The organism is Chryseobacterium sp. (genome assembly GCF_041914225.1).
Classification (GTDB): domain Bacteria; phylum Bacteroidota; class Bacteroidia; order Flavobacteriales; family Weeksellaceae; genus Chryseobacterium.
Genome location: NZ_JAYSDT010000015.1, coordinates 1 through 24,511, shown reverse-complemented (window position 1 = coordinate 24,511; position 24,511 = coordinate 1). Strand labels below are relative to the sequence as shown.

Below are 24,511 nucleotides of genomic sequence, written 5' to 3'. Positions count from 1 at the left end.
TTCTTCTTTTTTAATCTAATTTATTTAAAATTTTAGTCTGACACACAAAATCACTTTTAGAAATACCTGTAGAAGCAATGGCTTTAAAGCCCCCTTCAACTTCAGTAAAGTTTCTGTATCCCCTTGCCTGAAGAATGCTTGCTGCCATTGTACTTCTGTAACCACTTCCGCAATGCATGTAGAAATGTTCTGCCGGCTCTATCTCACTAATCCATTCATTGATATATGCCAAAGGTTTGCTGTAAGCTTCATGAATATGTTCTGCATGGTATTCACTTTCTTTTCTTATATCAATAATTTTTGCTTCTTTCTCTTTGATTTCGGTTTCAAACTGTTCTGCAGAAATACGGTTGACAAAGTCAGTTTCTTTTCCGCTTTTTTCCCATGCTTCAAAGCTTCCTTCCAAAAACCCCAGGATATTGTCGAACCCAACTCTGCTTAACCGCGTTACCGCTTCTTCTTCAGTTCCTTTTTCAGTTACCAGCAAAATAGGCTGGTTGACATCTGCAATTAGAGCTCCTACCCAGGGGGCAAAATCACCATCCAGGCCTATATTGACAGACTGTGGGATAAAACCTTTGGCAAAATCCCGGTTGGTTCTTACGTCTAAAATCAAAGCTCCTGAAGCTTCAGCAATTTCCTCAAATTGTTCCGGTACAAGAGCGTGCAAGCCTTGAAGAACTTTATCAAAACTGCTGTATCCTTTTTTGTTCATCATGACATTCATTCCGAAATAAGCCGGCGGAGGTAAAAGCCCGTCTGTGACTTCTTTAATAAAGCTCTCCCGGTCTTTCTGATTTAAAGCATAATTGGTTCTTTTTTGATTTCCCAATGTATCTGCCGTTTCTTTCTGCATGTTTTTACCACAGGCAGAACCTGCTCCATGCGTCGGATAGACAATAATCTCATCATGTAAAGGTAAAATCTTATGATAAAGACTATCATATAAAAGCCCGGCCAGTTCTTCCTGCGTCATATTTGCTCCTTTCTGTGCCAGATCCGGACGTCCAACATCCCCGAGGAACAAAGTATCACCACTGAAAAGTACTTTTTCAATGCCATTTTCATCAATCAGCAGATAGCATGAGCTTTCAAGGGTATGTCCCGGTGTATGAAGCACCTTAATTTTGATGTCTCCAATTTTAAATATCTGTCCATCCTCTGCAATGATGGCCTCAAAATCAGGATTGGCCGTTGGTCCATAGACAATCGGGGCACCTGTTTTATGGCTTAAATCAAGATGTCCGCTGACGAAATCTGCATGAAAATGGGTTTCAAAAATATATTTCAATTCTGCTTCATCTTCTTTCAGTCTGCTGATATAAGGCTGAGTTTCTCTTAAAGGGTCAATAATAGCAGCTTCTCCGGCTGAGGTGATGTAATAAGCTCCCTGTGCCAGGCAACCTGTATAAATCTGTTCTATTTTCATTGTATTTATTTTTTGATTTTGTTATCTGGTGCAAATCTCCTGCTTTCTTTTTTCCTCCACAGCTACTTTTGTTACATAAGAGTATTAAAGAAAAATTTCTTTCGTAATAATATAAATACCCATTATCAGGATAAACCATCCGAATGCCGGTTTCAGTTTTTTACCGTCAATCTTTTTTGATAACTGAAAACCTATGATTATTCCCGCAACGGCAATGACTGTAACAGAAATCAATAGCTTCCAATCTATTTTCATATGATTTACAGAAGAAAAGAATCCAATTAATGAATTCAGGGAGATAATGACCAAAGAAGTTCCTATCGCAATTTTCATAGGGATTTTCAACAGATTGACCAGCGCAGGAATGATCATAAATCCTCCTCCCGCTCCCACCAATCCGGTTAAAACACCTACTATTGAGCCCTGTCCTGCTGCCAGCAAAGCATTATTCTTATCTTTTTTATGATCTGAAGTATTTTTTCTTATCATTTTATAAGAAGCCAGAATCATTAACCCTGCAAAAATCAGCAGTAAAAAAATATTTCTGGTAATGGTAAAGTGCTGTATTCTGAATACTTCCTCAGGAATCAAGGGTAGAAAGTACATTCTGGTCAGAAAAATAGAAACTATCGAGGGAATTCCAAAGACCAGTGCGATCTTAAAATTGATCAATCCTTTTTTAAAGTATGACACCGAACCCACAAGGCTGCTTATCCCTACTACAAAAAGGGAATATTCTGTTGCCATAAAGGCATCGATACCAAAAAGATAAACAAGTACAGGAACGGTGAGAATACTTCCCCCACCTCCTATTAAACCGAGAGAAATGCCTATAAAAACGGCTGCTGTATATCCTATAATTTCCATTTCACTATTCAATTAATTCTGATGCAAAAATGGAAAATCGGGAGGTGGGCTACAGTTACTTTTGTTACATAAGGAAAGATTTAACACGAATGGACGCTAATATGTTCACAAAGGGCACTAAAGGTTATTGTGAGAATATTTTGACCACCCCGTCAAAAATTCTATGAATTTTTGCCACCCCTCCACAGGAGGGGAATATAAGTTCCTTTGATTGAAGTGAAGTGAATGTTATGAATTCAGGGTTTTGAGAAGAGTGATTTTGTTTCTGCCCAATTCTAGTTTCCCGTCTTCTTCCAGCTGCTTGAGAAGTCTGGATACCACTACCCTTGCGGTACCCAGCTCATTGGCCAGCTGCTCATGGGTGGTATTGATAGTTTCGGAACGGATAAGCGCTGATTTTTTCTGCAAAAGATTCAGAAGTCTTTCGTCTACTTTTTTAAAGGCAATGGCATTGATGATATCCAGAAGCTCTTCAAATCTTTTATGGTAGAGCCTGAAAATATAATCCAGCCATTCAGGATGTTCTTTAATGAATAAAGATACTTTGTCTACAGGCAGAAAAAGAATTTCGGCATCTTCTTCGATCTCAGCTCTTACAATACTTTTTTCATTGTGCATTCCGCCCAGGAAAGACATAATACAGCTCTCTCCCGCTTTGATGTAGTACAGTAAAATCTCACGTCCGTCTTCTTCTGTTCTGATGACTTTAAGCATTCCTTTCATCACAATAGGAATAGAGCGGATGGAGGCATTTTCATCTAAAATAATATCTCCTTCATGGTAATTTTTTGTTGTACCATATTGATAGAGCTTTTCTACCAGTTCCGGAGATGATGAAAATTCGGAAGAAAGTATGGTGTCGTCCTGCATTTTTTATTCTAATTTACACCAATTTCATCAACAAACAACCATGCTTTTGAATCTGCTCCCGGATTTCCTGCCGGGATAATTCCAGCATTTTCAATATTTACTTTCAGGTATTGTGCGCTTTGTGTTCCTACATTTATTTTGATTTTGCCATGGGCCTCCTGAATTTCTGATGTCCCGATTTCTTTGATCAGTTTAAAATTCCTGTTATCATCAGAAACAAAAATCTTTGCAGACTTCGCAAGGTGAATCCAGCTGCCTTTATTCTCAAGGGTATTGAAATAGACTTCCGAAAAAGCTGTTTTCTGACCAAAATCTATGGTTGCCACTACGTCTTTTCCCTGGAAACCAAGCCAGGTCTTACCCAATTGCTTTATATTTCCGATAATACCATCTACTAAAGTAAAAGCACCACCGAAAGAATAGTTTTCACTCGGCTGTTGTTCTAAAGTTATATTCTTTCCTGTAGTTTTTGAAACAATAAATTCCTGTGTAGAAACCGCACTCTTTAACTGACCATCCTCAAAATAAGCTGATTTTATCGTTAAAGAATTAGGGATCTGAACTGCCTTCTGATACGTTTTAGAATTCATCGCAGGAACAGTTCCATCCAAAGTATATCTGATGCCGTTTACGTTTTGTGAGGTTGACAGTTCGTAAGCAATTCCGTTATTGGAAGGAATTACTTTTCCGGTGATATTATAAATGCTTCTCGCATAGTTCACCTTCATTTCATCTAGCATTTTGAAATGGCTGATCACCCTGTTTTCAAATTCTTTATAGTTTTCAGGATCAGATGTTCCCCATCCCACTTCAGAAAGCGCCATTAATCTTGGAAAAATCATGTACTGTACCTGTTTAAAATCCAAAATATATTCTGTCCAAAGGTTAGCCTGAACTCCCATGATGTATTTGGCCTGCTCTGCGTTTAGCTCTGAAGGGACAGGATTGTAAGAGTATACTTTGTCTAAAGGAGTAAAACCGCCAAAAGCATTAGGCTCCGATTGAGGATCTCCCTGATAATGATCAAAATAACAGTATGCCCCCGGAGTCATTACAGCAAAGTGTTTTGATTTTGCCGCTTCAATACCTCCGTTTACACCAGTCCAGCTCATTACCGCAGCATTCGGTGCCAGCCCTCCTTCTAAGATTTCGTCCCAACCAATGATTTTCCGGCCTTTGCTGTTCACATATTTTTCAATACGATGAATAAAGTAGCTCTGTAAGCCATGTTCATCTTTTAAATTATTTTTTTTGATCAATTCCTGGCAGTGTGCACATTCTTTCCATCGTGTTTTCGGGCACTCATCACCACCGATGTGAATATATTGAGATGGGAAAAGCTTTATCACTTCATCCAGAACGTTTTCCAGGAAAGTAAATGTTTCATCTTTCGGGCAGAAAACATCATCAAAAACGCCCCATTTTGTAGCCACTTCAAAAGGTCCTTTCGTACATGCCAGTTCTGGATATGCAGACAGCGCCGCCAAGGCATGTCCCGGCATTTCTATTTCCGGAACAACAGTAATATGCCTGTCCTGAGCATATTTCACACCTCTTTTATCTGTTTCTGAGTATAAAAATAAGGTCCGTACGGTGTACCGTCAAATGTATTGTCAACGTAAGCCCCGATCATAGACTCCTTACGTTTTGAGCCAATCTGTGTAAGCTTCGGATATTTTTTGATTTCAATTCTCCATCCCTGGTCATCCGTTAAATGCCAGTGGAAAGTATTCAGTTTATACATCGCCAGATAGTCGATATACTGCTTCACCTCATCTACTGTGAAAAAATGACGGCAGACATCCAGGTGCATTCCTCTCCATGCAAACTTTGGCTGGTCTTCAATTTTTAAAGCAGAAATTTTCTTAGTCTCCTTATATTGTTCGAAAATCTGAATCAGGGTTTGCAGCGCAAGAAAATACCCTTGTCTGGTGTAAGATTTTATATGAATCTGCCTCGGAGAAATTTCTATGGAATAATATTCTTTTTTCTGTTCAGCATTGCCTGAAGTTGCTGAAATTAAAGAATTGACCAGATGAATCCCATTCCCCTTCTGGATATTCTGAAATTTAAACTGAGGGCTTAAACGTTTTTTAAAATATTCCGTCTCTTCTTTTGGCAGATTACTGCTTAATACAAGCGTTTCCGGGATTAGAAATTCCCCCTGAAGAAGCTCAAGTTTTTGAGGATAAGGGATTAAATTCAATTTATTTTGGGCAAAAATCACGTTTGAAAGCAATATAAAAAATACTAAAAAATTCCGTATCATTGGAGATGGTTAAGGTTTTAGCTAAGATAATTATTTTTCAAAACTCCCGGAGTCTTTTTAAAAACAAAATTCAGATATCTTAATTGTCCGGTTTCGTATGAAGTATATAATAAAGTTACTAAGTGACTTGTATAGAAATTGTTCTATTATATTCTGTGCATTGTGGTTTGCTTTTTGATCAATTTTGACGACTTAAAAAAATTAAAAGGTTTAAATTTGTAAAAAATATGATGAAAAAAAGCATTTTTGTGGCAGCCGGATTATTATTCTCAATGTCAGCACAGGCACAAATTTTAGATATTATAAAATCTACTGTTAAAAATAAAACAGGTGTAGACCTTAATGTTCCGGTAAAAAATAATGGTACGGCAACTTCCACCAAGACTACCACTACCACCTCCGGTAACTCATCGGCCAATATCGGAAACCTTACTTCTGCTCAGATTTCGTCGGGATTGAAAGAAGCCTTAAGCATTGGGGTAACTGATGGAGTTAAAAAACTGGCGGTAACTGATGGTTTTTTCAAGAATGAAGCGGTAAAAATTTTAATGCCTGAAAAGTTAAGAAAGATTGATACAACCTTACGTTCCATCGGTATGGGCAGTCTTGCAGATGAAGGTGTTAAGCTATTGAACAGAGCTGCTGAAGATGCCGTAACAGAAGCCGCTCCTATTTTCACCAATGCTATTACTTCCATGACGATTACAGACGCAAAAAATATTCTGTTAGGCAGTAATAATGCAGCAACAAATTATCTTCAGGGAAAAACACAAACTCAGCTTTTCAATGCTTTTCAGCCTAAAGTAAAAGCTTCGTTAGGAAAAGTAGGAGCTGATACGCTTTTGAAAAACCTGATTTCAAAATACAATACATTTACAGGGCAGTCTGTAACAACAGACCTTAACGAGTATGTTACAACGGAAACCATTAACGGAGTGTTCAAAATGGTGGCAGATAAGGAAAGCGGGATCAGAAATACGCCTGCTATGAGAACGACAAGTATTCTGCAGAAGGTTTTTGGGGCTCAGGATAGGAAATAAATGAGACGTTAGAAATTAGATGACAAACTAACCGTTACCATTTTAAATATAAAAGCTGTTTCATGATGAAATAGCTTTTTTTAATTTCTTTTGTCTTGAAACAAAAGAAACAAAAGTTCAAGACCTGGACCTCTCCGCTAAAAATAAATCCTGTTCTCTAAAAATTCTAAACTTGCGCGAAATCATTATTTCTTAATCGGTTCCAAGTTTGTCTCGCGCTTCGGACAGGAGAATTTTCTTAACGTTCACAGGACTTATTTTTTTGACGCTACGAGTTCCTATGTCGTTTATAAAAAGTTTCGGCCTCACTTTGTGAGGCCGAAACTTTTTTATTGTTATCAGATTAGAACTGCATTTCCGGAATTTCTCCTTCAATGATCAGGTCTGCTTCTGTTGCTTTGATAATATCTTCTACTGAGACACCCGGTGCCCTTTCCACCAGTTTGAATCCTGCCGGAGTTACATCCAGAACAGCTAACTCAGTAACCACTTTTTTTACACAGTTTACTCCTGTTAAAGGAAGTGTACATTTTTTAAGGATTTTACTTTCTCCTGCTTTATTTACGTGCATCATAGCAACAATAATATTTTCAGCAGAAGCTACAAGATCCATGGCTCCTCCCATTCCTTTCACCATTTTTCCCGGAATTTTCCAGTTGGCAATATCTCCGTTTTCTGAAACTTCCATAGCTCCAAGGATGGTAAGGTCTACTTTCTGACCACGGATCATCCCGAAACTGAATGCGGAATCAAAAAAAGAACCTCCTTCTAAAATAGTGATAGTCTGCTTTCCGGCATTAATAATATCAGCATCTTCTTCTCCTTCGAAAGGGAAAGGTCCCATCCCCAGAACTCCGTTCTCACTCTGGAATTCTACGGAAATACCTTCCGGAACATAGTTGGCAACCAAAGTAGGAATCCCAATTCCCAGGTTTACATAATAACGATCTTTCAGTTCTTTTGAAATTCTTTTGGCAATTTGTTCTTTTGTAAGCATAATAAAAACTTAGACTGCAATTTAATTATTTTCACTTGAATACAAAAGGGCTTTGTTGTATTCAATAATTAACACTGTTAGTTAAAATAATATCTGTAATTTTGCTTCATTATTTTAACAGAATGAAAATACTTTTTAGATATCTTAAACCTTACCAGTGGCTGATTATCATTTCTTTGTTTCTGGCTACTGTCAATCAGGTTTTTTCTTTATTTGCCCCGGCTATTACAGGGAATATCTTGGATCAGCTGGTTACCCATCCTAATTTTTTTGATAAAGAAAAACTGCTTCCCAGAAACCTGAATGAATATTTATATGGAAGCACTGCCTATCATGGTGCTTTTTATTTTCTGGGACTTCTGATCGGGACGGCTATGGTGAGCAGAATTGCCAAAGCTTTTCAGGATTATGTGGTAAGTGTAATTACACAAAAATTCGGAGCAAAAATATTTACAGATGGTTTAAAACATTCTATGGCGCTGCCTTATCAGGAGTTTGAAGATCAGAGAAGTGGAGAAACTCTTTCTATTCTAACGAAAGTAAGAGAAGATACGGTAAAATTCATTACGAATTTCATCAATATTTTCTTTGGAATTCTGGTCAGTATTATTTTCGTGTCCGTATATGCAATCCGTTTACATTGGTCTATTATGCCGGTGTATATCTGCGGGATTTTCTTTATTGCCATTGTTACGAATTTACTGAGCAAAAGAATAAAGGTCATCCAGAAAAATATTGTTACTGAAACCACAGCTCTGGCCGGAAGTACAACAGAAAGCTTAAGAAACATTGAGATTGTTAAAAGTTTGGGATTAACCAGCCAGGAAGTAATCCGTTTAAATAACAATACCTATAAAATCCTTGGCCTTGAACTGAGAAAAGTAAAAAGCATCCGTTCTTTGAGTTTTATCCAGGGAACAATGGTGAACTTCCTTCAGCAGATGATTACCCTTACCTTATTGTATTTAATTTTTAAAAATATTGTGACGCCGGGTCAGTATCTGTCTCTGATGTTTTATGGCTTCTTTATTTTCGGGCCTATGCAGGAAATAGGAAATATCATTATTTCTTACCGTGAGGCAGAAGCTTCTCTTCAGAATTTTGACCGTTTGATGAAAAAGGAAGTGGAAGAAAAACCGCTTCACCCGAAACAGATCGGTGCCATTGAAGAACTGGAGTTCAAGCATGTTTCTTTCAAACATCAGTCTGCTCAGTATAAAGCCTTGAATAACATTTCTTTTGATGTCAAAAACGGAGAAACCATTGCTTTTGTAGGGCCAAGCGGTTCCGGGAAAAGTACACTCGTCAAATTACTGGTTGGGCTGTACAGACCTCAGGAAGGAAATATTTTTTATAATGGAATTAACGGAAAGGAATTTGATTTTGATGAGCTGAGGAATCAGATTGGCTTTGTTACACAGGACACTCAGTTATTTGCCGGAACGATTAAAGAAAACCTTCTTTTTGTTAATCCTTCGGCTACTGATGAGGAGCTGGCAATTGCTTTAAAGAAATCAAGCTGTACGGCATTGCTGGAAAGAGCAGAAAAAGGTATTGAAACTGTTATCGGCGAAGGCGGTCTGAAGCTGAGTGGCGGTGAAAAGCAGAGAATTGCTATCGCAAGGGCTCTTCTGAGAAAACCTCACCTTTTGATCTTTGATGAAGCTACTTCTGCGCTTGACAGTATCACTGAAGAAGAAATCACCACTACGATAAAAGACATTTCAAAAGAGAAAGAACAGATTACTGTTCTTATTGCCCACCGTTTAAGTACGATTATGCATGCTGATAAAATTTATGTTCTTGAACGCGGACAGATTGTAGAAACGGGTTCTCATGCCAATCTCATTGACGAAAAAGGACTCTACTACGCTATGTGGAGGCAACAGATCGGAGAAAGAAAAACACTTACTCCTCAAGCATAAAAAAAGCGCTGAAACTGTTTTCAGCGCTTTTTATTTTATTATGTAAGCTTATTCTTTAGGTCTTACTGTTCTCTGCTCAATTCTTTTTTCAAATTTTTCTCCCTGGAAAATTCGCTGAACCATAATTCCCGGGATATGAATTTCATTGGGATCTAATTGTCCCGGTTCTACCAGTTCTTCTACTTCAGCAATAGTAATCTTTGCAGCGCCTGCCATCGGATGGTTGAAGTTTCTCGCAGATCCTTTGAAGATAAGGTTTCCGGCATGATCCCCTTTCCATGCTTTTACGATAGAAAAGTCTGCATCGTAAGCATGCTCAAGGATATGAGGCTTTCCTTTGAATTCTTTTACTTCTTTCCCTTCTGCTACTTCAGTCCCGTAACCTGCAGGAGTATAAAAAGCAGGAATTCCCGCCTGAGCAGCTCTGCATTTTTCAGCCAAAGTTCCCTGCGGAGTAAGTTCTACATCCAGTTCCCCGGAAAGCATCTGTCTTTCAAATTCAGCATTTTCTCCTACATAAGAAGAGATCATTTTCTTAATCTGTCTTTTGTGAAGCAGTAATCCTAATCCGAAATCATCTACTCCCGCATTGTTTGAAATACAGGTGAGATCTTTCACATCGCTTTCTACCAAAGCATTGATTGAGTTTTCAGGGATGCCACAAAGTCCGAATCCACCAAGCATCAGTGTCATTCCATCTTTAATTCCTTCGATGGCCTCCTTTGCATTTTTTACTCTTTTATCTATCATGAAATATTAGATTTTTCTGTTGGCTAAATTTAATAAATTTTCCTGTATATCTGATGAATAGAAAAGCCTTTGAATTTTCACCCTGTTTTTTCACCATATAAAATCATAGAAATCAAATGTTTACCCATAAAAATGAACAGACCTGTTCGTTTTTTGTGGGATTTTTCATCTATATGATTTATCTTTGGGGCTTTAAATTCAGAAATACAGCTTATTTGTTGTTTTCAGATATCATTTTTTTAAACACAATTTTAATGTAGAAATTATTTTATTGCAGGCAGCTATTGCCTTTTCACTTCTTGTGATCTATCTATACAAAGATCTTCTTATATCAATCATTACATTAATCATATACAATATTAAGCTTACATAAAAACATGAAAAAATTATTTACCTCAGCATTACTTACACTGGTACTTAGCATCAATGTATGCGCACAGGAGAGAACTTATTTCGATGAAGACTGGGAAAAAACCACTCAGGATAAAATGGAATATTACCGTGAAACAACTTCAAAAGGAAAACTAACCCTTATCAAAGATTTCTATAAGGATGGAAAGCTTCAGATGGAAGGTCTTGCTTCGGATCCTACTCCCGGCAGTGAAGTTTTTGATGGCAAAGTGACATGGTACACCCCTGAGGGAAAAGTTATGAGTATGGTAACTTATTCCAACGGTAAACAGGTTGGAGCTTCACAGTCTTATGACGAAGCAGGCAGACTGATAGAAGATGTGGTATACAAAGCTGACGGGAACTTTTCAGGAAAGATGTTTACTTATAAAGATGCCGAAGAAGGGGTTGATTTTAATATCCTGGTTGATTATGAAAACTCCATACCTGTCAAAACAACGGTTTATGATGATGATATTAAAGGGATCAGAAGTGAAATCATTACCGGTAAGGACTACAATACTGAAACGAAATTTTACGGAGAAAAGGGTAAATATCTGGGAAGCGGCACCACCGGTCAGGGCGAAAATATGGTGGTTGATTATTATTCCAACCCGATGAGAATTTCCAGAATAGAGAAATACAGAAAGGATGGCAGTGTAAAGGAAAGCATATCCTATAGCAAAAGCGGAAAGGTTTTACAGGAGCAGAAAATGAATAAGAAAGATGGCTATAAAACCACTTATGATGAATCAGGTAAAAAAATAGGACATCTTGTATATCAGTATGATAAGGAAAGTGATATTTACAACCCAACGGACGGTGAAGATTATCAGCTTTCTTATTCACAGATTTCATCAATAGATATTTATGAAAAAGGCTCAATTGTAACCAGTAAGTTTTTTGATGAAAACGGGAAACTATCCTATGAAAAGTTCTTAAAAGATGACATCACCCAGGAAATTAAATATTATGCTCCTGATGGAACATTGAAGTCAACGTTAATGTATAAGGATGATATTCCTTATAACGGTACAGCTTATGAGGGTTTTAATGAAACTGTTTATAAGAACGGTATTATTTCGAATATCAAAAACTTTTTTGAAGATCATACACTGAATTACGAGAAAAAGATGAATTCTAAGCAAACAAGTTACGAAACAACTGTTTATGACAGAAAAAACACTGTTTTGTATACTTTTTCACAACCTGTCAGTGAAGAGGGAGAAGATTATTCCTTCACAGCACAAATTACACAATATGTAAAAGGGAAGCCTGCCAATAAGTCTTCTGTAAAAGCGGGTGTTATTCAATCCGGAAAAATCAGACTGAAAACATCAGATGGCGCCAAAGAACTCGAACGTAACGGAAAATGGGTTCTTTTAAGACTTTATAATACGGATGGAAAACTTATTCAGGAAACGAAGACGCTGGCCGATGCTCAGGATGAAAATGCCGCTGCTGAAAACCAGACGCTGTTAAGTGAGGATGATCTGTACTATCAGTTTGACTAATTATCACAACTATAATATCAAAGGCGGTTTCAATTTTTGGAATCGCTTTTTTATTTAACCACAAATGAGGCAGATTTTTATAAACTTATGTGATCTTATACAAGGCAAGAATGTCCTCTTCATTAACTTAAATGTTTAAAATCTTTTGTTACTTTTGTGGTTTGTTTTTTAACCACAGATGACACAGATTTTCACAGATGATTACGGGGAATTATATTTATTTGCATTAATAAAAAAGAGACCATCATTTCTGACAGTCTCTTCAATGTAATTATGGCAGCTTACCTTTACTGAATAATCAACTTTAAAGTAAATAGTTTTCTTCCGTGCACTTTTACAAAGTAAACACCTGCAGGGAGATTTTCGTTCACTAGAGAGAAACGCTGGTTATTGATATTTTTTGATACATAAAGCAGTTCTCCTGAAGCTGAAACCAATTCTATTTTCTCAATCGGGTAGTCACTTTTAATAAAAGTAGGCTGTCCCGGTTTGGTTGGGTTTGGATATAAGACTACATTTTTCTCTGTACTTCTTGTTTCTTCAGTTCCCAAAGTAGGTGAAGTTACCTGGAACTGTACTCTGTTTGAAACTTCTGTATAGGAATCATTGGTAAACATCACCATGTAGTAATTTCCTGGAGTTGCAGGCACTGCTGTTCCCTGGATGGTTTTTGTTCCCTGAGTCACTCCGTCAAAATAAGTATAAGAAACAAAATTATCATCCGGAGTCTGAACACTTTGAGGATAGATTCCTAACCAGTCTTTAATGATTCCCGGAGAATCTGTCCATGAAGCGGTAATATTTTCACCTAAAGTATAAACAGGCTTGTTGATCCAAAGATCTGTAACAATATCTCCTACTTTAAAGAACACCTTCTCCCCGATTCCGTTATAGCCATCTTCCAATAGATACTGAGCATAATAATATCCTTTTGGAAGCCCTGTAAAATTAAGAGTTCCGGATGCTGTTGTTACATAACTCCATTTGATAGACGCTGTCGTCCCCGGAGTCTGTCCCATTTTATAAATTCCGATCCAGTCTTTCTGTAAGTTGGGTCCGTTTGTAAAATTAATCGTAACTGTTCCTCCTACAGGATAAGTATCGGCAGTAGCCTGCAGCTGTACTTTCGGTCCTACATAGAAATTTTTTCTTGGAGTGATTTCCGTATACCCGTTGTTGGCAAAAAAACCTGCAAAATACTGGCCTTTATTCGGAAGACCATTATTGAAAGTTACGGTTCCTGCTGTCTGTCCATTCGTATAAATATATCCTTGTGAAGTGGTTGTTGCCGGAGTTTGTCCTTTCTTATAGATTCCTACCCAGTCCTGCTGATTTCCGGGGCCTCCCGTGAAAGTAGCTGTGATGGCTTCATTCTGAGCATATTCTGTTTTGTTTAAAGTAAAAGTCGGGTTTGACACCACACTCCCTGTAATTTCGAACTGCTTCACATCACTCCAGTCGCTCCACTCGAGATTTCTGTCCCTGTAACGTGTTTTTACGTAATAAATTCCGTTCGGAATAGAGTTCGCTGCCAAAGTTGCTTTAGTAATGTCTACTCCATCATTCAGGTTTTTGGTTTTATCCGGAGTTCCGTTTCCGTCTTTTCCGAACCAGTTTTCAAAATCACGGTAAAATTCTTTTTCAATTACAGAAAAATTCGAAGCTTTACTGATCAGGAACTGAGTTGTATTCAATAGTTCTCCGTTGGAAGAAGAAAATGCACTTCCATTCAATGTTAAAGGTAAAGTAATCGGACCTGAAAAATTGTTTGTAATAGATGGTTTCGCCGGCTTAGGCTGATTTTTATACCTGTGGAAAGAATCTACCAGCACATTGTTTTTCTTATTGTACACTCCACCGATAGAATAGCATTCAACATCAACCTTTCCGGTTGGAACATCTACTTCTACAATCTGGTACGTCCAGTCTGTAAGGGTTTTCTGAACATCGTCAAAATCTTGTTCATTAGACATTCCCCAGTACTGATCCCAGGCTGTTCCCCCGGAAATAATCTGATAATTCGGGGTATTTTTAAGCTGACCTCTGTGGTATAAATGATGATGAGCTCCAACGTGCATCAGATATTTGTTGGAAGTTACCAGAAGCGGTACTGCATTTTCTCTTACCCATGTTGAGATATCTCCTACATACTGCTCAGCCTGATAAGGTCTGTGACTTAAAGAAATAATCCAGTCTACAGTCGGATCATCATTAGCTGCCGTCAAGATCTGCTGAAGCCAGGTCTGCTGTGCTGATCCTGTATGCTCGGAACTTAAACTTACAAATAAAACATTCCCGGCCTGCTGGGCATAGTAATTCTCATTGCCGGAACTTATATTCTTATATTTGATTTCGTCAATATAAAAGTGGGCATAATAAGAATTCATTCCTAAAGTACCGTAGGTTTCATGGTTTCCTACCGTTGTCTGAATAGGCAGATACGGAGATAGTTTGATATTCTTTTTAAAGTGAACATTCTCATAGTGATCCAGTGTTCCCACATCCACCTGGTCTCCCACCATAAAAGTAAGGGCAATATTATCTGAAGGATCTGAAGCAGCTCCGAATTTTTCCTTTAACTTTTTATAAGCATTCAGCGTAAGGGTATCATATCTTGGCTCTGCTTTGATCTGGTTGTCACCCATGATAAGAAAACGGATCTTCCCATTGGCCGTTGCAGCCTGTCCCGGCAGGGGAAGTGTTCTGAAATTATAAACAGCAGACTCACTGGTTCCTGTTTTTATCTTATAATAATACTTTGTATTAGGCTGCAGATTGGTAATCTTTGCCGTGTGATAATAGTAGTTGTTGTTGTATCCCGTATCTGAAAAGATATTGGTAGTTCCTGTTACCGTCACATTCAGATTGGATGGAGAATCTCCATAGATTACTGTTGTTTCATTATTGGAAGAAGTTTTCCAATTGACGATCATAGAATTCGGAGTGGGATTTTGTAAATAAGGGAACAAAACCTGGCCGAAAGCCATCTGGACCGCGAAACAAAAAAAGAAGAAATAATGTTTCATAATCGTTTTCGTTTTAAAATAACATATAGAATTTCGAATTGTAAATCAGTCATTTAAAAATCTTTGTTCAAATTTTCATTTCGGGCAAAAGTAGAGTTCATATATAAACTCTTGCTGATGGTATTTTAAAGAAACCGTTAAATTTTGAACAAAATCAGGAAGAAAAAATTATAGTTTTTAGCACATAAATTATTTGGCATATTTGAAAACTATTTTGTACATTTGCAACCTGTTATTCAACCTCTGACGAAAAACGTGTAAGTTGCTTAGCTTTAACATTTTATTTATTAATAATGGATTTATTAAAGTACGTACAAGACAAGTACATCGCGAAAAAAGAATTCCCTGAATTCAAAGCAGGTGATACAATTACTGTGTATTACGAAATTAAAGAAGGACAAAAGACAAGAACTCAGTTCTTCAAAGGAACAGTTATCCAATTGAGAGGTACTGGTTCTACAAAAACTTTCACTATCAGAAAAATGAGTGGTGATGTAGGTGTAGAAAGAGTATTCCCTATCAACATGCCTGCACTTCAGAAAATTGAAGTTGACAGAAGAGGTAGAGTTAGAAGAGCTAGAATTTACTACTTCAGAGACCTTAGAGGTAAGAAAGCAAGAATCAAAGACGCTGCTTACAAGAAGAAATAATTCAGACAACAATAAATGCAAAAAGAGGCTGTTTACTTATAAACAGCCTCTTTTTTTGTTGAAGCATTCCCTATTTTTTATATGGAGTTCCGCTCCCTGTTTCCAGAAACTTTTTTAAACTCCCAAGGAATTGCTGCCACCCGCCGGAACAGATTTCATAGCATTCAATATCCGGATTCAGACCGATATGGGTAAGCTTTACCTGAGTGATATTATTATTCTGCTCAATTTCCCAGACAATTGTTGTCCCAATCCATTCTGTCTGATTTTTTAGTTCAGGAAGTGCAATCAGTGAATCTTCTACCAACCAGACAATTTCTGCATTGTCCGTTATTTTTTTTATCCGCATTGTTTTGTGAATCTGATCTCCGAATCTTATGGTAAAGACGCTATCCAACTGTGAAGATGGTCCTTCAAACATTTCAGTCCACCAGAGAGGAATTTCGTGGGTCAGAGCATGAAATACTTTATCTGCTGTAGTATTGACATTCATTACATGGGTGTAATTCTCAATGCTATTTATATTGATTGTTTTCATAAAATTATTGTATTAGGTACTACAATTTTATGTAAATTATTCTGAATCAGACTTTTCATAAGACAAGAAATATACAGAACATTAAAGTTGCAAAACATCAATTACTCATTCTTCATAAGATACTGCAAAGGTGTTGTTCCTGTATGTTTTTTGAAAAAATCTATAAAAGCACTGTCTGATGAGAAGTCTAGAATATGTGACACCTCGCCTATTGAGTTGCCTTCTGCCAAAAGTTCAATCGATCTCTGAAGCCGCCATTGCTGTCTCCAATCCTGGTAAGACAGCCCGGTTTCTTTTTTAAAAATGCGGCTGATAGTTTTTTCTACGGCTCCGGTTTTTCCTGCAAGGTCTTTCAGCATTGGCGGTACAGACTGCCGTAATGTCCATTCTTCAGCAATTTTTGTAAAACGTTTATCCTGCGGCATTTTAAGTTCCAGCTTTTCTTTCGGAGCTTTACTCATTTCATCCCAGAATACTTTTAAAAGATTAGTCTGATCGTTACTTAGGGCCGACCATTCCCAAAAACAAATCCTTTCAATAATCTCCTTTAATAAAGGATTTACATGCAGAACCTTCAGATCAGATTTCATATATTTCCTGGAATAGCTTACGTCAAAATAGATTGATCTGTAGGCTACAATATTCCTGAAATTCACCCGGTGAACTTCATGGGCCGGAATCCAAAGCATTCTGAAGGGAGGAAGAATTAACTGCCTGTCAGAAGTAGTCACTGTCATACAGCCAGATGGTGCATACAACAGCTGGGCTTTTGTTGTATGAAAATGAAATCCGGAATCATGCATTACCATGTCAGAAGCTATGCCGACTACTTGTTCATGAATTGAGTTTGCATCAAAGTCTTCATTTTGTTTCAGTACAGCCATGTCCTATTTTTGATATTTTTTGTTTTTATATCATTATAAATATACATTGATTTTTTGGAAACTTTGCAGAAAAAAAATGAGAAAGACAAACCCAATCTGGCTCCTGACTTTACTTGTGATGCTTCCGCAGTTTGCAGAAACTATTTACAGTCCCGTTTTGCCCATGGTACAAGAGCATTTTGGAATCAATGAAGAATCAGCAACCCTGACCATCAGCTTATATTTTGTAACATTTGCCTTGGGAGTTGCATTTTGGGGCGTTCAATGTGACAGGCTCGGAAGAAAAAAATCTTTGGAATATGGCCTTATCACCTATGGAGCAGGCACTCTGGCGGCTGTTTTCGCTCCTGATTTTATCACTCTCCTCGGCGCCAGAATCATTTCCGCATTCGGAATTGCTGTGGGTTCTATTGTAACCCAGACTATTTTAAGGGATACTTTTGACAAAGAAAATATCAGCAAAATATTTTCCTGGATCGGGATCGGTTTGTCTGTCAGTCCGGTAATAGGAATGGTTACCGGTTCAATATTAGCTTCCTTCGGCGGACATCATGGCGTATTTATTACACTGTGTATTTTGGGTATCCTTTTTTTTATACTTTCCAGACAGAAAATTTCTGAAACTCATCATTCAAAGAAATCCATCAGCTTAAAGACTTTGATCAATTTACTGAAACGGATGCTTCATGATCAGAGCATCATTAAGTGCTGTTTACTGATCATGAGCTTTAATGTCCTGCTGTTTTCATATTATTCACTGGCTCCGTTTATATTTAAAGAAAATCATTATTCTCCTTATACTTTCGGATACAGCAGTATCATTCTGGCGGGAGGCACATTCGCCGGGGCAAAGCTCAACCGGTTTCTGCTACTGAAAAATATGCAACCTGAATATTTAGTGAAAGTGAGTACATTTTCAGCATTCATTGCTTCGATATTTGTATGGATTCTTATCAATACAGGAATCTGTTTTTTAATCCCCTACTTTCTTATTGTGATGGCATTCAGCATTGCCATTCCAAATATTCTGAGTACCGCACTCATTAATTACAAAAATGAAACAGGAACTGCAGGAGCTTTATTAGGATTGATTTATTATGTGCTGATAGGTTCAGGACTGATAAGTATTGGGCTTATACAAAACCTGGGCATTTCGTGTGTCTTGTTTTCAGGAATTGGAGTTTGTACTTTATTATTTTTTAAGAACAAATAAATTAATCTATTGTATAAAATTATACAGTGCTTCAAAAAATTTCGGATATACTTCTATATGAGGAAGATGCCCTACATTATCGATTTCCACAAGCTTTGAGCCTGCAATTTCACGCTGGGTTTTCTTTCCCAGTTCCTGGTACTGCCCCATTTTAGGTTGAAGTTCTTTAGGGGCCCTGTCCTTTACTATCGCAGTTCTGTCTCTCGTACCAATAATAAGCAATGTAGGAACTTTGATATTTTTAAATTCATAGCATACCGGCTGGTTGTAGATCATATCCGAAGTAAGCGCTGCATCCCAGGCCACCTGAGGATAATCTTTGTGAAGAGTCCACCCTGCAATTAAGTCAAGCCAGGGTTGGTATTCTTCTTTCCATTTGTTATCGTAATAGAATTTCAGCTGATAATTTTTATAGGTTTCCGCTGTATTTTTAAGCTCAGACTGGTAGGCCTGATCAATGGTCTGGCATGCTGCAAAAGTTTTATAGTCTTCAAGTCCTATCGGATTTTCGAGAATCAGTTTCTGTACTTTATCGGGATACAGTAACGTAAATCTGGTCGCCACCATTCCTCCCATTGAGTGTCCAAGCACTATTGTTTTATCAATTTTTAATTCATCCAGAACTGCTTTTGTATTTTCTGCCAGCTGTGAAAAGGAAAACTGGTAAGCATGAGGCTTTGAAGATTTCCCAAATCCTATCTGATCAGGAATAATCACCCTGAATCCTCTATCAGAAAGGTCTTTCGCTGTTCTTTCCCAATATGCTCCGTTAAAATTTTTTCCATGAAGAAGCATGATTACTTTTCCATTTGGTTTTTGTGGCTGTACATCCATATAAGCCATTTTCAAATCTTCTCCCTGAGACTTGAAATTGAGAAAATGTACTTCATAGGGATATTGATAATCAGATAACATTGCATCCAAAGGTCTTACCTGTGAAAACATAAAACCGGACATCGTTACTGTGAAAACGGCGATTATATTTCTGAAATATTTCATGAAGCTTTATTTTAAAGATTAAAATTAAAAAAAACCGCTCCAACGGGAACGGTTTCAACTGTTATTTTTAGTTAAATATTTTTTAAGACACTTCTGCCATTGAAACTTCTTTTTCTTTTTTTGAAGGTAAATTCATCAAAACAATAGCAAAAAGAATCAGGGCAATCCCTACCCATTGGATGAAAAATACTTTTTCTCCCAATAAAACAAAAGCCATGGTTACAGAAACCGGAAGCTCAAGAGATGAGACGATACTTCCCAACCCTAATCCTGCATTCGGGAAACCGATATTGAACAAGACCGGTGGAATGATCGTCCCAAACAAAGCCAGAACAAAACCGTATGTCAGGAAAATTGAATAGTTAAACGGGTGAATATGCTCTGTATTATCTGTAAAATTTAAGTATAATGATTTTAAGCCATCAAAATACATTGGCCCTATCTGGGCAAAGAATAAAAATGCAAAAACCACCACAGAGCCTCCTGCCAGCATGATGATACTCTTTCTGAAAACCGGAAGATGGGTAGCCAGCGTATTGGAAGTAAACATCGTTAAGGTATATGAAGCAGCTGCCATCAATCCCCAGAAGATGCCATGCCAGTCCAGCTCTATTTCCATATTAATAAGATTGGTTGCCAGAACGGTTCCGAGCAATACAATAATCACAGAAACTACTTTTCTTGCATTAGGAAGTTTCCGGGTAAGGATACTTTCAACTACCACACTGAACCAAACCGACTGCATCAGCAATACAATAGCAATGGAAACATTGATGTATTGTACTGCAATATAATAGAACAAGCTCGTTCCTCCCAGGGAAGTTCCTGCAAGCAGCAGCATTCTGACTTCTTTAGAACTTGGCGCCGATAATTTCTGTTTTGAGGTTAGGGTTTGAATAAAATTAAGGATCAGAAGTCCCGTCAAACCTAATACGAACTGGGAAGTAGTTACTTCTGAGGTTGTAAAACCATCATGGTAAGCCATTTTCACAAAAGTGGCCAACATACCGTATATACTAGCTCCAATCCCTACAAATAAAACACCTTTTAGTATATTTTTCTTCTTCATAATTTTTTTAACAGCCTGCAAAGGTACGATATATAAATTAAATGATATTGAAGTGCTGTGGTAACAGATAAATAAAATCGCCACAAGCAAGCTTGTGGCGATTCTAAAATGAATTATAAAAGTAAATTATTTTTTAACCATTACTTTCGAAGCTGCTTCGAAACCAAGTCCTTTTATTTTAACCATATAAGTTCCGTTGACAAGATTGCTTGTAGAGATTGCTTTCTTGGCATCCGGTGAAATCTTATCTTCTGAAGAAACCAGCTTACCAGACATGTCATAAAGCTCTACACTCACTTTTCCAAGGGTATTGCTTGGGAAGTTAATATAAAACTCGTCTTTAGCAGGGTTTGGATAGATAGAGATATTCTTATTCTTATCAGCATTCACTTCATTGGTAGCCAGTAAACATTCTTCCGGCACATTGAAGTCCTGAACCTGATCATTGATATTATTTTTAACTCCTGCAGATGCATTTACTCCCAGACCTCTTCTTGCAAAAACTCCCCAGATCATACACTTATCCTGTCCCTGGGTAGTAGCTAACTCTGCAGCCAGTATTGCATTTCTTCCATCAATAAAGCTTGGATTACATCCCTGTAATTTCAGAGCGTCTGTTACCAGCTGTAAAACTTTTGTACTTCCATTTGGAGTGGTTGATAATACATCTGAAGAATAACCATATTTTTCAACATATTTCCAGTGAAGATCCCATAACATTGTTGCCCATACAAAGCCAATAGAGTGTACATCCGGAACGATTGCTGATCCGTTATTGTATTCCATTCCGTTGGTGTTTCCGTAGGTAAATCCGTTAACGGCAAGATTTGTTGAATATTTTGCAGGTCTGATACCAGCCACCTGTTATTGCCTGTCCCAGTGCATAAGTCCCTGTACCTCTTGCTACCGTAGCATTGTCACCAGCTTTATTGGTTAACATTAGAGCAAAGAAATCAGACCAGCCTTCTCCCATTTGTTCTTTACTTATGTTAGCATTCAGACATGCATATCCTGCACCTGTCATTCTGTTTGATATTCCGTGACCGTATTCATGAGTTACGATTCCGTTATCAAAGCTGCCATCCGGAGTCATATTCCCTTTTAGGGTAACATTTACCGTTGTACTTGCCGCAAGCTGAGTTTTAATGTATTCTCCCTCTGTATTAGTTATCAATACTGAAGGAATGGTAATTGTCGGATCATTACCCGCCATATTTCCTATAGTAGAGCCATTTGCTACATTATTATATATAACCGCTGCTTTAGCTCCGGCATCCTGAAGGTTTTTCACTTTAATTGCAAAAGCACATGTCCCTCTTTCAACCAATCCTATTTTATCGGTCAGTGAACTTGCCGGCAATGCTGTACAGCCATCCAATACTGATGAAAGTGCTACATCTCCGGTTATCCCGTTCATAGGTAACGGATTCCCAAACTGTGCAGTTCCGGCTCCCGGTGTACGGGAAACAGCAGCAGTAGGTGCATTATAATAAAATACTCTTCCTACCGGAGACCAAAGGTACATCTGCATCTTTCCATTGTAACCGTCCTGTGGTGAAGAGAAATTCGCGTTATTTAGTCCGCTTCCATCCTGCGCCTCTGCATATACAGAATCATCATCTCCTCCTACAGGTCCGCTACCAAAATTGTTCTGCTGGAAATTTTTCGCAGATTCTGTAAATCCGAATTTGTAGAAAATATCGTGAATTCTGTTATTCAGATAAAATAAGTTGGTAATAGCAGCATTTCTGTTGTTTAGAGGCGTTTCATTAATATTAAAAGGGAAATCAAAATTTCTTGTTGCTCCGCCGTCTGCCGGAGTTCCTGTAAGATAATCAGGAGCTGTTAAAGCTGTTCCTGCTGCATCTTCATAGGCAAAAACGTTATTTCCTCTCGTAATGGTATAATGATTAGTTCCGTCAGAATGCCATCCTTCAGGAGAAGCACTCAGAATCCATGGGTTGGTAATGATGGATCTGGAACCAAAGGTAGGCGCTTCAATAGGCAATGGAAATACATTGTATGATGCATTATCCGGTAAAAGCAATGGAATGTTATTCTCTGCTATATTATTCTGAGGTCCTGTTAATGTATTTTCAAAATGGTCAGCATGGCTGTATTCTGAATCTGAACTATAAGCATCATGATGGAAATTACATGATAATGTCAGGTTATTTTTTAACAGGATGTTTCCATTGTTGGCATCTACTAAAATGTTCCAGTAATTGGGAGTCTTTGGCTCCATTAAGGTATATTCGTACGCAAGACGAAGGTTACCGTTTTCATCATTTGTATAAACCAGCCTTTGGTTGGCTGAAGTAGCTCTTTTCTGAGTCTTTTCAAGGTATCCAAGAATGGTAAAATCAGCAATAGCAGGATTCTTCAGTTCTTCAGCAATCTTTTGAAGCGCTGTAGTTTTATTAATCGCAGCAGTACCTGATGTAGAAGCAGTATAATCTTTTACAAAATTATCCGTGTAATAAACAATTTTATTGTCTTTAATCAATGCTGTACCTACAGAGCTGTATATGGGTAAACCATTATAGGTCTGTAAAAATTTCACAACATTTCCGTTCAATGATTTTGACGGATCTACATTATCAACAATGAAATTATTAAGGTCAGACTTTTTATATTCCCTTATTTTGTTTTGAGAAATATAATCTTTAATCAGTTTTTCATTATCCTGTCCGAATAATATTGTCGGAAATGCAGAAAATACTGCAAATAAAAGAGGTAAAGCTTTGTTTTTCATATCCATTATTAAAGACGCTAATCTACAAATAATTCACATAAGTTTAATGTTTTTTTTATCGAAAATTAAAATATATTTTAATACGGTATAAAACGAAATATTAAAATTATTTTCCATATTTATCAATTAATAGAACAGTATAATATAATTAAATTTATTAGGTTTTGTTTTGAGTTTTTTCAGATGCTTTTGATTTAAATATTTTTCATCAAATAAAATCATTATATTAATAAATTTTACATTACTCCTGCTATCTTATTATTATAACTCTGTCATTCTGAATATAACGCAGTGAAATGAAGAATCCAGTTCTTAGAGATTCTTCCTTCGTCAGAAATCAAAGATGCGACGTAGTCAGAGACAATGGTGTAAAATTGTATATAATAGCCTATTCTACTGTTCTTCCTTATATTCATAAAAAAAGCCGCTCAAATGAGCGGCTCCATATTTATCAATGGTTCAAAGATTATTTACCTTCTTCCATTTTTCTTTTCAACTCTGCTAATGCATCGATGTCTCCAAGAGTAGATCTTTCTTCGTTGTTAGAAGAAGAAGTTACGTTTCTAGAAGAAGCTTCTTTTACGTTTTTCTTCTCTTCGTCTCTGAAGATACCTGTGTGAGATACTACTACTCTCTTGAATTCTTTGTTGAATTCGATTACTTTGAATTGAGCTTCTTCACCTTTTTTGATTTTAGATCCATCTTCTTTCTCTAATAATCTTGAAGGGCAGAATGCTTCTACTTCAGCATCTTCGAATTGAACAGAAGCTCCTTTATCGTGAACTTCTACAGCTTTACCAGCGTGGATAGTTCCTTCAGCATATTTAGTTTCGAATTTATCCCATGGGTTTTCAGTCAATTGCTTGTGACCTAGAGATAATCTTCTAGCCTGAATATCTAATTCAAGAACTACAACGTCTAATTTATCACCTACTGCGCAGAACTCAGATGGGTGCTTGATTTTCTTAGTCCAAGAAAGATCAGAGATGTAGATTAATCCGTCGATACCTTCTTCTAACTCTACGAATACACCGAAGTTAGTGAAGTTTCTTACAGTTCCTACATGCTGAGATCCTACAGGATACTTAGCTTCGATGTTTTCCCATGGATCTTTAGACAATTGCTTGATACCAAGAGAAATTTTTCTTTCTTCTCTATCTAAAGTTAATACTTCAGCTTCTACTTCATCACCTACTTTTACGAAATCTCCGGCAGATCTTAAGTGAGTAGACCAAGACATTTCAGAAACGTGGATTAATCCTTCAACACCTGGAGCGATTTCTACGAATGCACCATAGTCAGCAAGAACTACTACTTTTCCTTTTA

General features: G+C 37.3%; 20 protein-coding genes. 5 read left to right on the top strand and 15 right to left on the bottom strand.

What is annotated here, in order from left to right; all coding sequences use genetic code 11:
* Positions 1-10 precede the first annotated feature (10 nt).
* The 5 genes from ACE3RB_RS08890 to ACE3RB_RS08870 all read right to left on the bottom strand — a co-directional run bounded on the left by ACE3RB_RS08890 (position 11) and on the right by ACE3RB_RS08870 (position 5,372).
* The gene (locus ACE3RB_RS08890; RefSeq protein ID WP_374463901.1) at positions 11-1,429 is read right to left on the bottom strand and encodes a rhodanese-like domain-containing protein; all 1,419 of its coding nucleotides are present in this window, start codon (positions 1,427-1,429) and stop codon (positions 11-13) included.
* A gap of 84 nt (positions 1,430-1,513) precedes the next feature.
* On the bottom strand, positions 1,514-2,296 hold the full coding sequence (locus tag ACE3RB_RS08885; RefSeq protein ID WP_374463900.1) for a sulfite exporter TauE/SafE family protein: 783 nt from the start codon (positions 2,294-2,296) through the stop codon (positions 1,514-1,516).
* Positions 2,297-2,524: 228 nt separating this feature from the next.
* Positions 2,525-3,166, bottom strand: a complete 642-nt coding sequence (locus tag ACE3RB_RS08880; protein WP_374463899.1) for a Crp/Fnr family transcriptional regulator — start codon at positions 3,164-3,166, stop codon at positions 2,525-2,527.
* 8 nt (positions 3,167-3,174) lie between these two features.
* Positions 3,175-4,716 (bottom strand): family 20 glycosylhydrolase, encoded by a 1,542-nt coding sequence (locus ACE3RB_RS08875; protein WP_374463898.1) that lies wholly within the window; start codon positions 4,714-4,716, stop codon positions 3,175-3,177.
* Entirely contained in the window at positions 4,713-5,372 is a 660-nt protein-coding gene (locus ACE3RB_RS08870; RefSeq protein WP_374463897.1) for a family 20 glycosylhydrolase, read from the bottom strand. The genes ACE3RB_RS08875 and ACE3RB_RS08870 overlap by 4 nt, the downstream gene beginning before the upstream one ends.
* A 290-nt stretch (positions 5,373-5,662) precedes the next feature.
* Between ACE3RB_RS08870 and ACE3RB_RS08865 the strand changes: the two genes are divergently transcribed.
* Positions 5,663-6,475: a DUF4197 domain-containing protein gene (locus ACE3RB_RS08865; RefSeq protein ID WP_374463896.1), complete on the top strand. Its 813-nt coding sequence runs from the start codon at positions 5,663-5,665 to the stop codon at positions 6,473-6,475.
* A 343-nt stretch (positions 6,476-6,818) separates the two neighbouring features.
* On the opposite strand, the gene ACE3RB_RS08860 is transcribed toward ACE3RB_RS08865, so the two are convergent.
* Positions 6,819-7,472 carry a CoA transferase subunit B gene (locus tag ACE3RB_RS08860; protein ID WP_002980639.1) on the bottom strand — a complete coding sequence of 218 codons (654 nt, stop codon included), beginning with the start codon at positions 7,470-7,472 and terminating at the stop codon, positions 6,819-6,821.
* 122 nt (positions 7,473-7,594) lie between these two features.
* On the opposite strand from ACE3RB_RS08860, the gene ACE3RB_RS08855 reads away from it, so the two are divergent.
* Positions 7,595-9,397: an ABC transporter ATP-binding protein gene (locus tag ACE3RB_RS08855; RefSeq protein ID WP_374463895.1), complete on the top strand. Its 1,803-nt coding sequence runs from the start codon at positions 7,595-7,597 to the stop codon at positions 9,395-9,397.
* A 48-nt stretch (positions 9,398-9,445) separates the two neighbouring features.
* Here the strand turns inward: ACE3RB_RS08855 and ACE3RB_RS08850 are convergent, their stop codons facing one another.
* On the bottom strand, positions 9,446-10,147 hold the full coding sequence (locus ACE3RB_RS08850) for a CoA transferase subunit A (protein ID WP_002980643.1): 702 nt from the start codon (positions 10,145-10,147) through the stop codon (positions 9,446-9,448).
* A gap of 377 nt (positions 10,148-10,524) precedes the next feature.
* Here ACE3RB_RS08850 and ACE3RB_RS08845 point away from each other — a divergent pair, with 377 nt between their 5' ends.
* Positions 10,525-12,051, top strand: a complete 1,527-nt coding sequence (locus tag ACE3RB_RS08845; protein ID WP_374463894.1) for a membrane-binding protein — start codon at positions 10,525-10,527, stop codon at positions 12,049-12,051.
* A gap of 287 nt (positions 12,052-12,338) precedes the next feature.
* On the opposite strand, the gene ACE3RB_RS08840 is transcribed toward ACE3RB_RS08845, so the two are convergent.
* Complete coding sequence (locus ACE3RB_RS08840; RefSeq protein WP_374463893.1) at positions 12,339-15,077, bottom strand: fibronectin type III domain-containing protein; 2,739 nt, start codon at positions 15,075-15,077, stop codon at positions 12,339-12,341.
* A 293-nt stretch (positions 15,078-15,370) separates the two neighbouring features.
* Between ACE3RB_RS08840 and rplS the strand changes: the two genes are divergently transcribed.
* Entirely contained in the window at positions 15,371-15,727 is a 357-nt protein-coding gene (gene rplS, locus ACE3RB_RS08835; protein WP_002980648.1) for a 50S ribosomal protein L19, read from the top strand.
* A gap of 70 nt (positions 15,728-15,797) precedes the next feature.
* On the opposite strand, the gene ACE3RB_RS08830 is transcribed toward rplS, so the two are convergent.
* Both ACE3RB_RS08830 and ACE3RB_RS08825 read right to left on the bottom strand, forming a co-directional pair.
* The gene (locus ACE3RB_RS08830) at positions 15,798-16,265 is read right to left on the bottom strand and encodes an SRPBCC domain-containing protein (RefSeq protein WP_374463892.1); all 468 of its coding nucleotides are present in this window, start codon (positions 16,263-16,265) and stop codon (positions 15,798-15,800) included.
* 101 nt (positions 16,266-16,366) lie between these two features.
* Entirely contained in the window at positions 16,367-17,149 is a 783-nt protein-coding gene (locus ACE3RB_RS08825) for a helix-turn-helix domain-containing protein (RefSeq protein WP_374463891.1), read from the bottom strand.
* Positions 17,150-17,225: 76 nt separating this feature from the next.
* On the opposite strand from ACE3RB_RS08825, the gene ACE3RB_RS08820 reads away from it, so the two are divergent.
* Positions 17,226-18,362, top strand: coding sequence for a multidrug effflux MFS transporter (locus ACE3RB_RS08820; RefSeq protein ID WP_374463890.1), 1,137 nt, complete (start codon positions 17,226-17,228; stop codon positions 18,360-18,362).
* Positions 18,363-18,368: 6 nt separating this feature from the next.
* Here the strand turns inward: ACE3RB_RS08820 and ACE3RB_RS08815 are convergent, their stop codons facing one another.
* The 5 genes from ACE3RB_RS08815 to ACE3RB_RS08795 all read right to left on the bottom strand — a co-directional run.
* The gene (locus ACE3RB_RS08815) at positions 18,369-19,361 is read right to left on the bottom strand and encodes an alpha/beta fold hydrolase (protein WP_374463889.1); all 993 of its coding nucleotides are present in this window, start codon (positions 19,359-19,361) and stop codon (positions 18,369-18,371) included.
* An 82-nt stretch (positions 19,362-19,443) separates the two neighbouring features.
* Positions 19,444-20,430, bottom strand: coding sequence for a DMT family transporter (locus ACE3RB_RS08810; RefSeq protein ID WP_374463888.1), 987 nt, complete (start codon positions 20,428-20,430; stop codon positions 19,444-19,446).
* A gap of 126 nt (positions 20,431-20,556) precedes the next feature.
* Positions 20,557-21,291: a M36 family metallopeptidase gene (locus ACE3RB_RS08805; protein WP_374463887.1), complete on the bottom strand. Its 735-nt coding sequence runs from the start codon at positions 21,289-21,291 to the stop codon at positions 20,557-20,559.
* Positions 21,245-23,185, bottom strand: coding sequence for a M36 family metallopeptidase (locus tag ACE3RB_RS08800; protein WP_374463886.1), 1,941 nt, complete (start codon positions 23,183-23,185; stop codon positions 21,245-21,247). Before ACE3RB_RS08800 ends, ACE3RB_RS08805 begins: the two co-directional genes overlap by 47 nt.
* 466 nt (positions 23,186-23,651) lie before the next feature.
* Positions 23,652-24,511 (bottom strand): S1 RNA-binding domain-containing protein (locus tag ACE3RB_RS08795; RefSeq protein WP_374463885.1); only part of this gene is annotated, 860 nt, incomplete at its 5' end.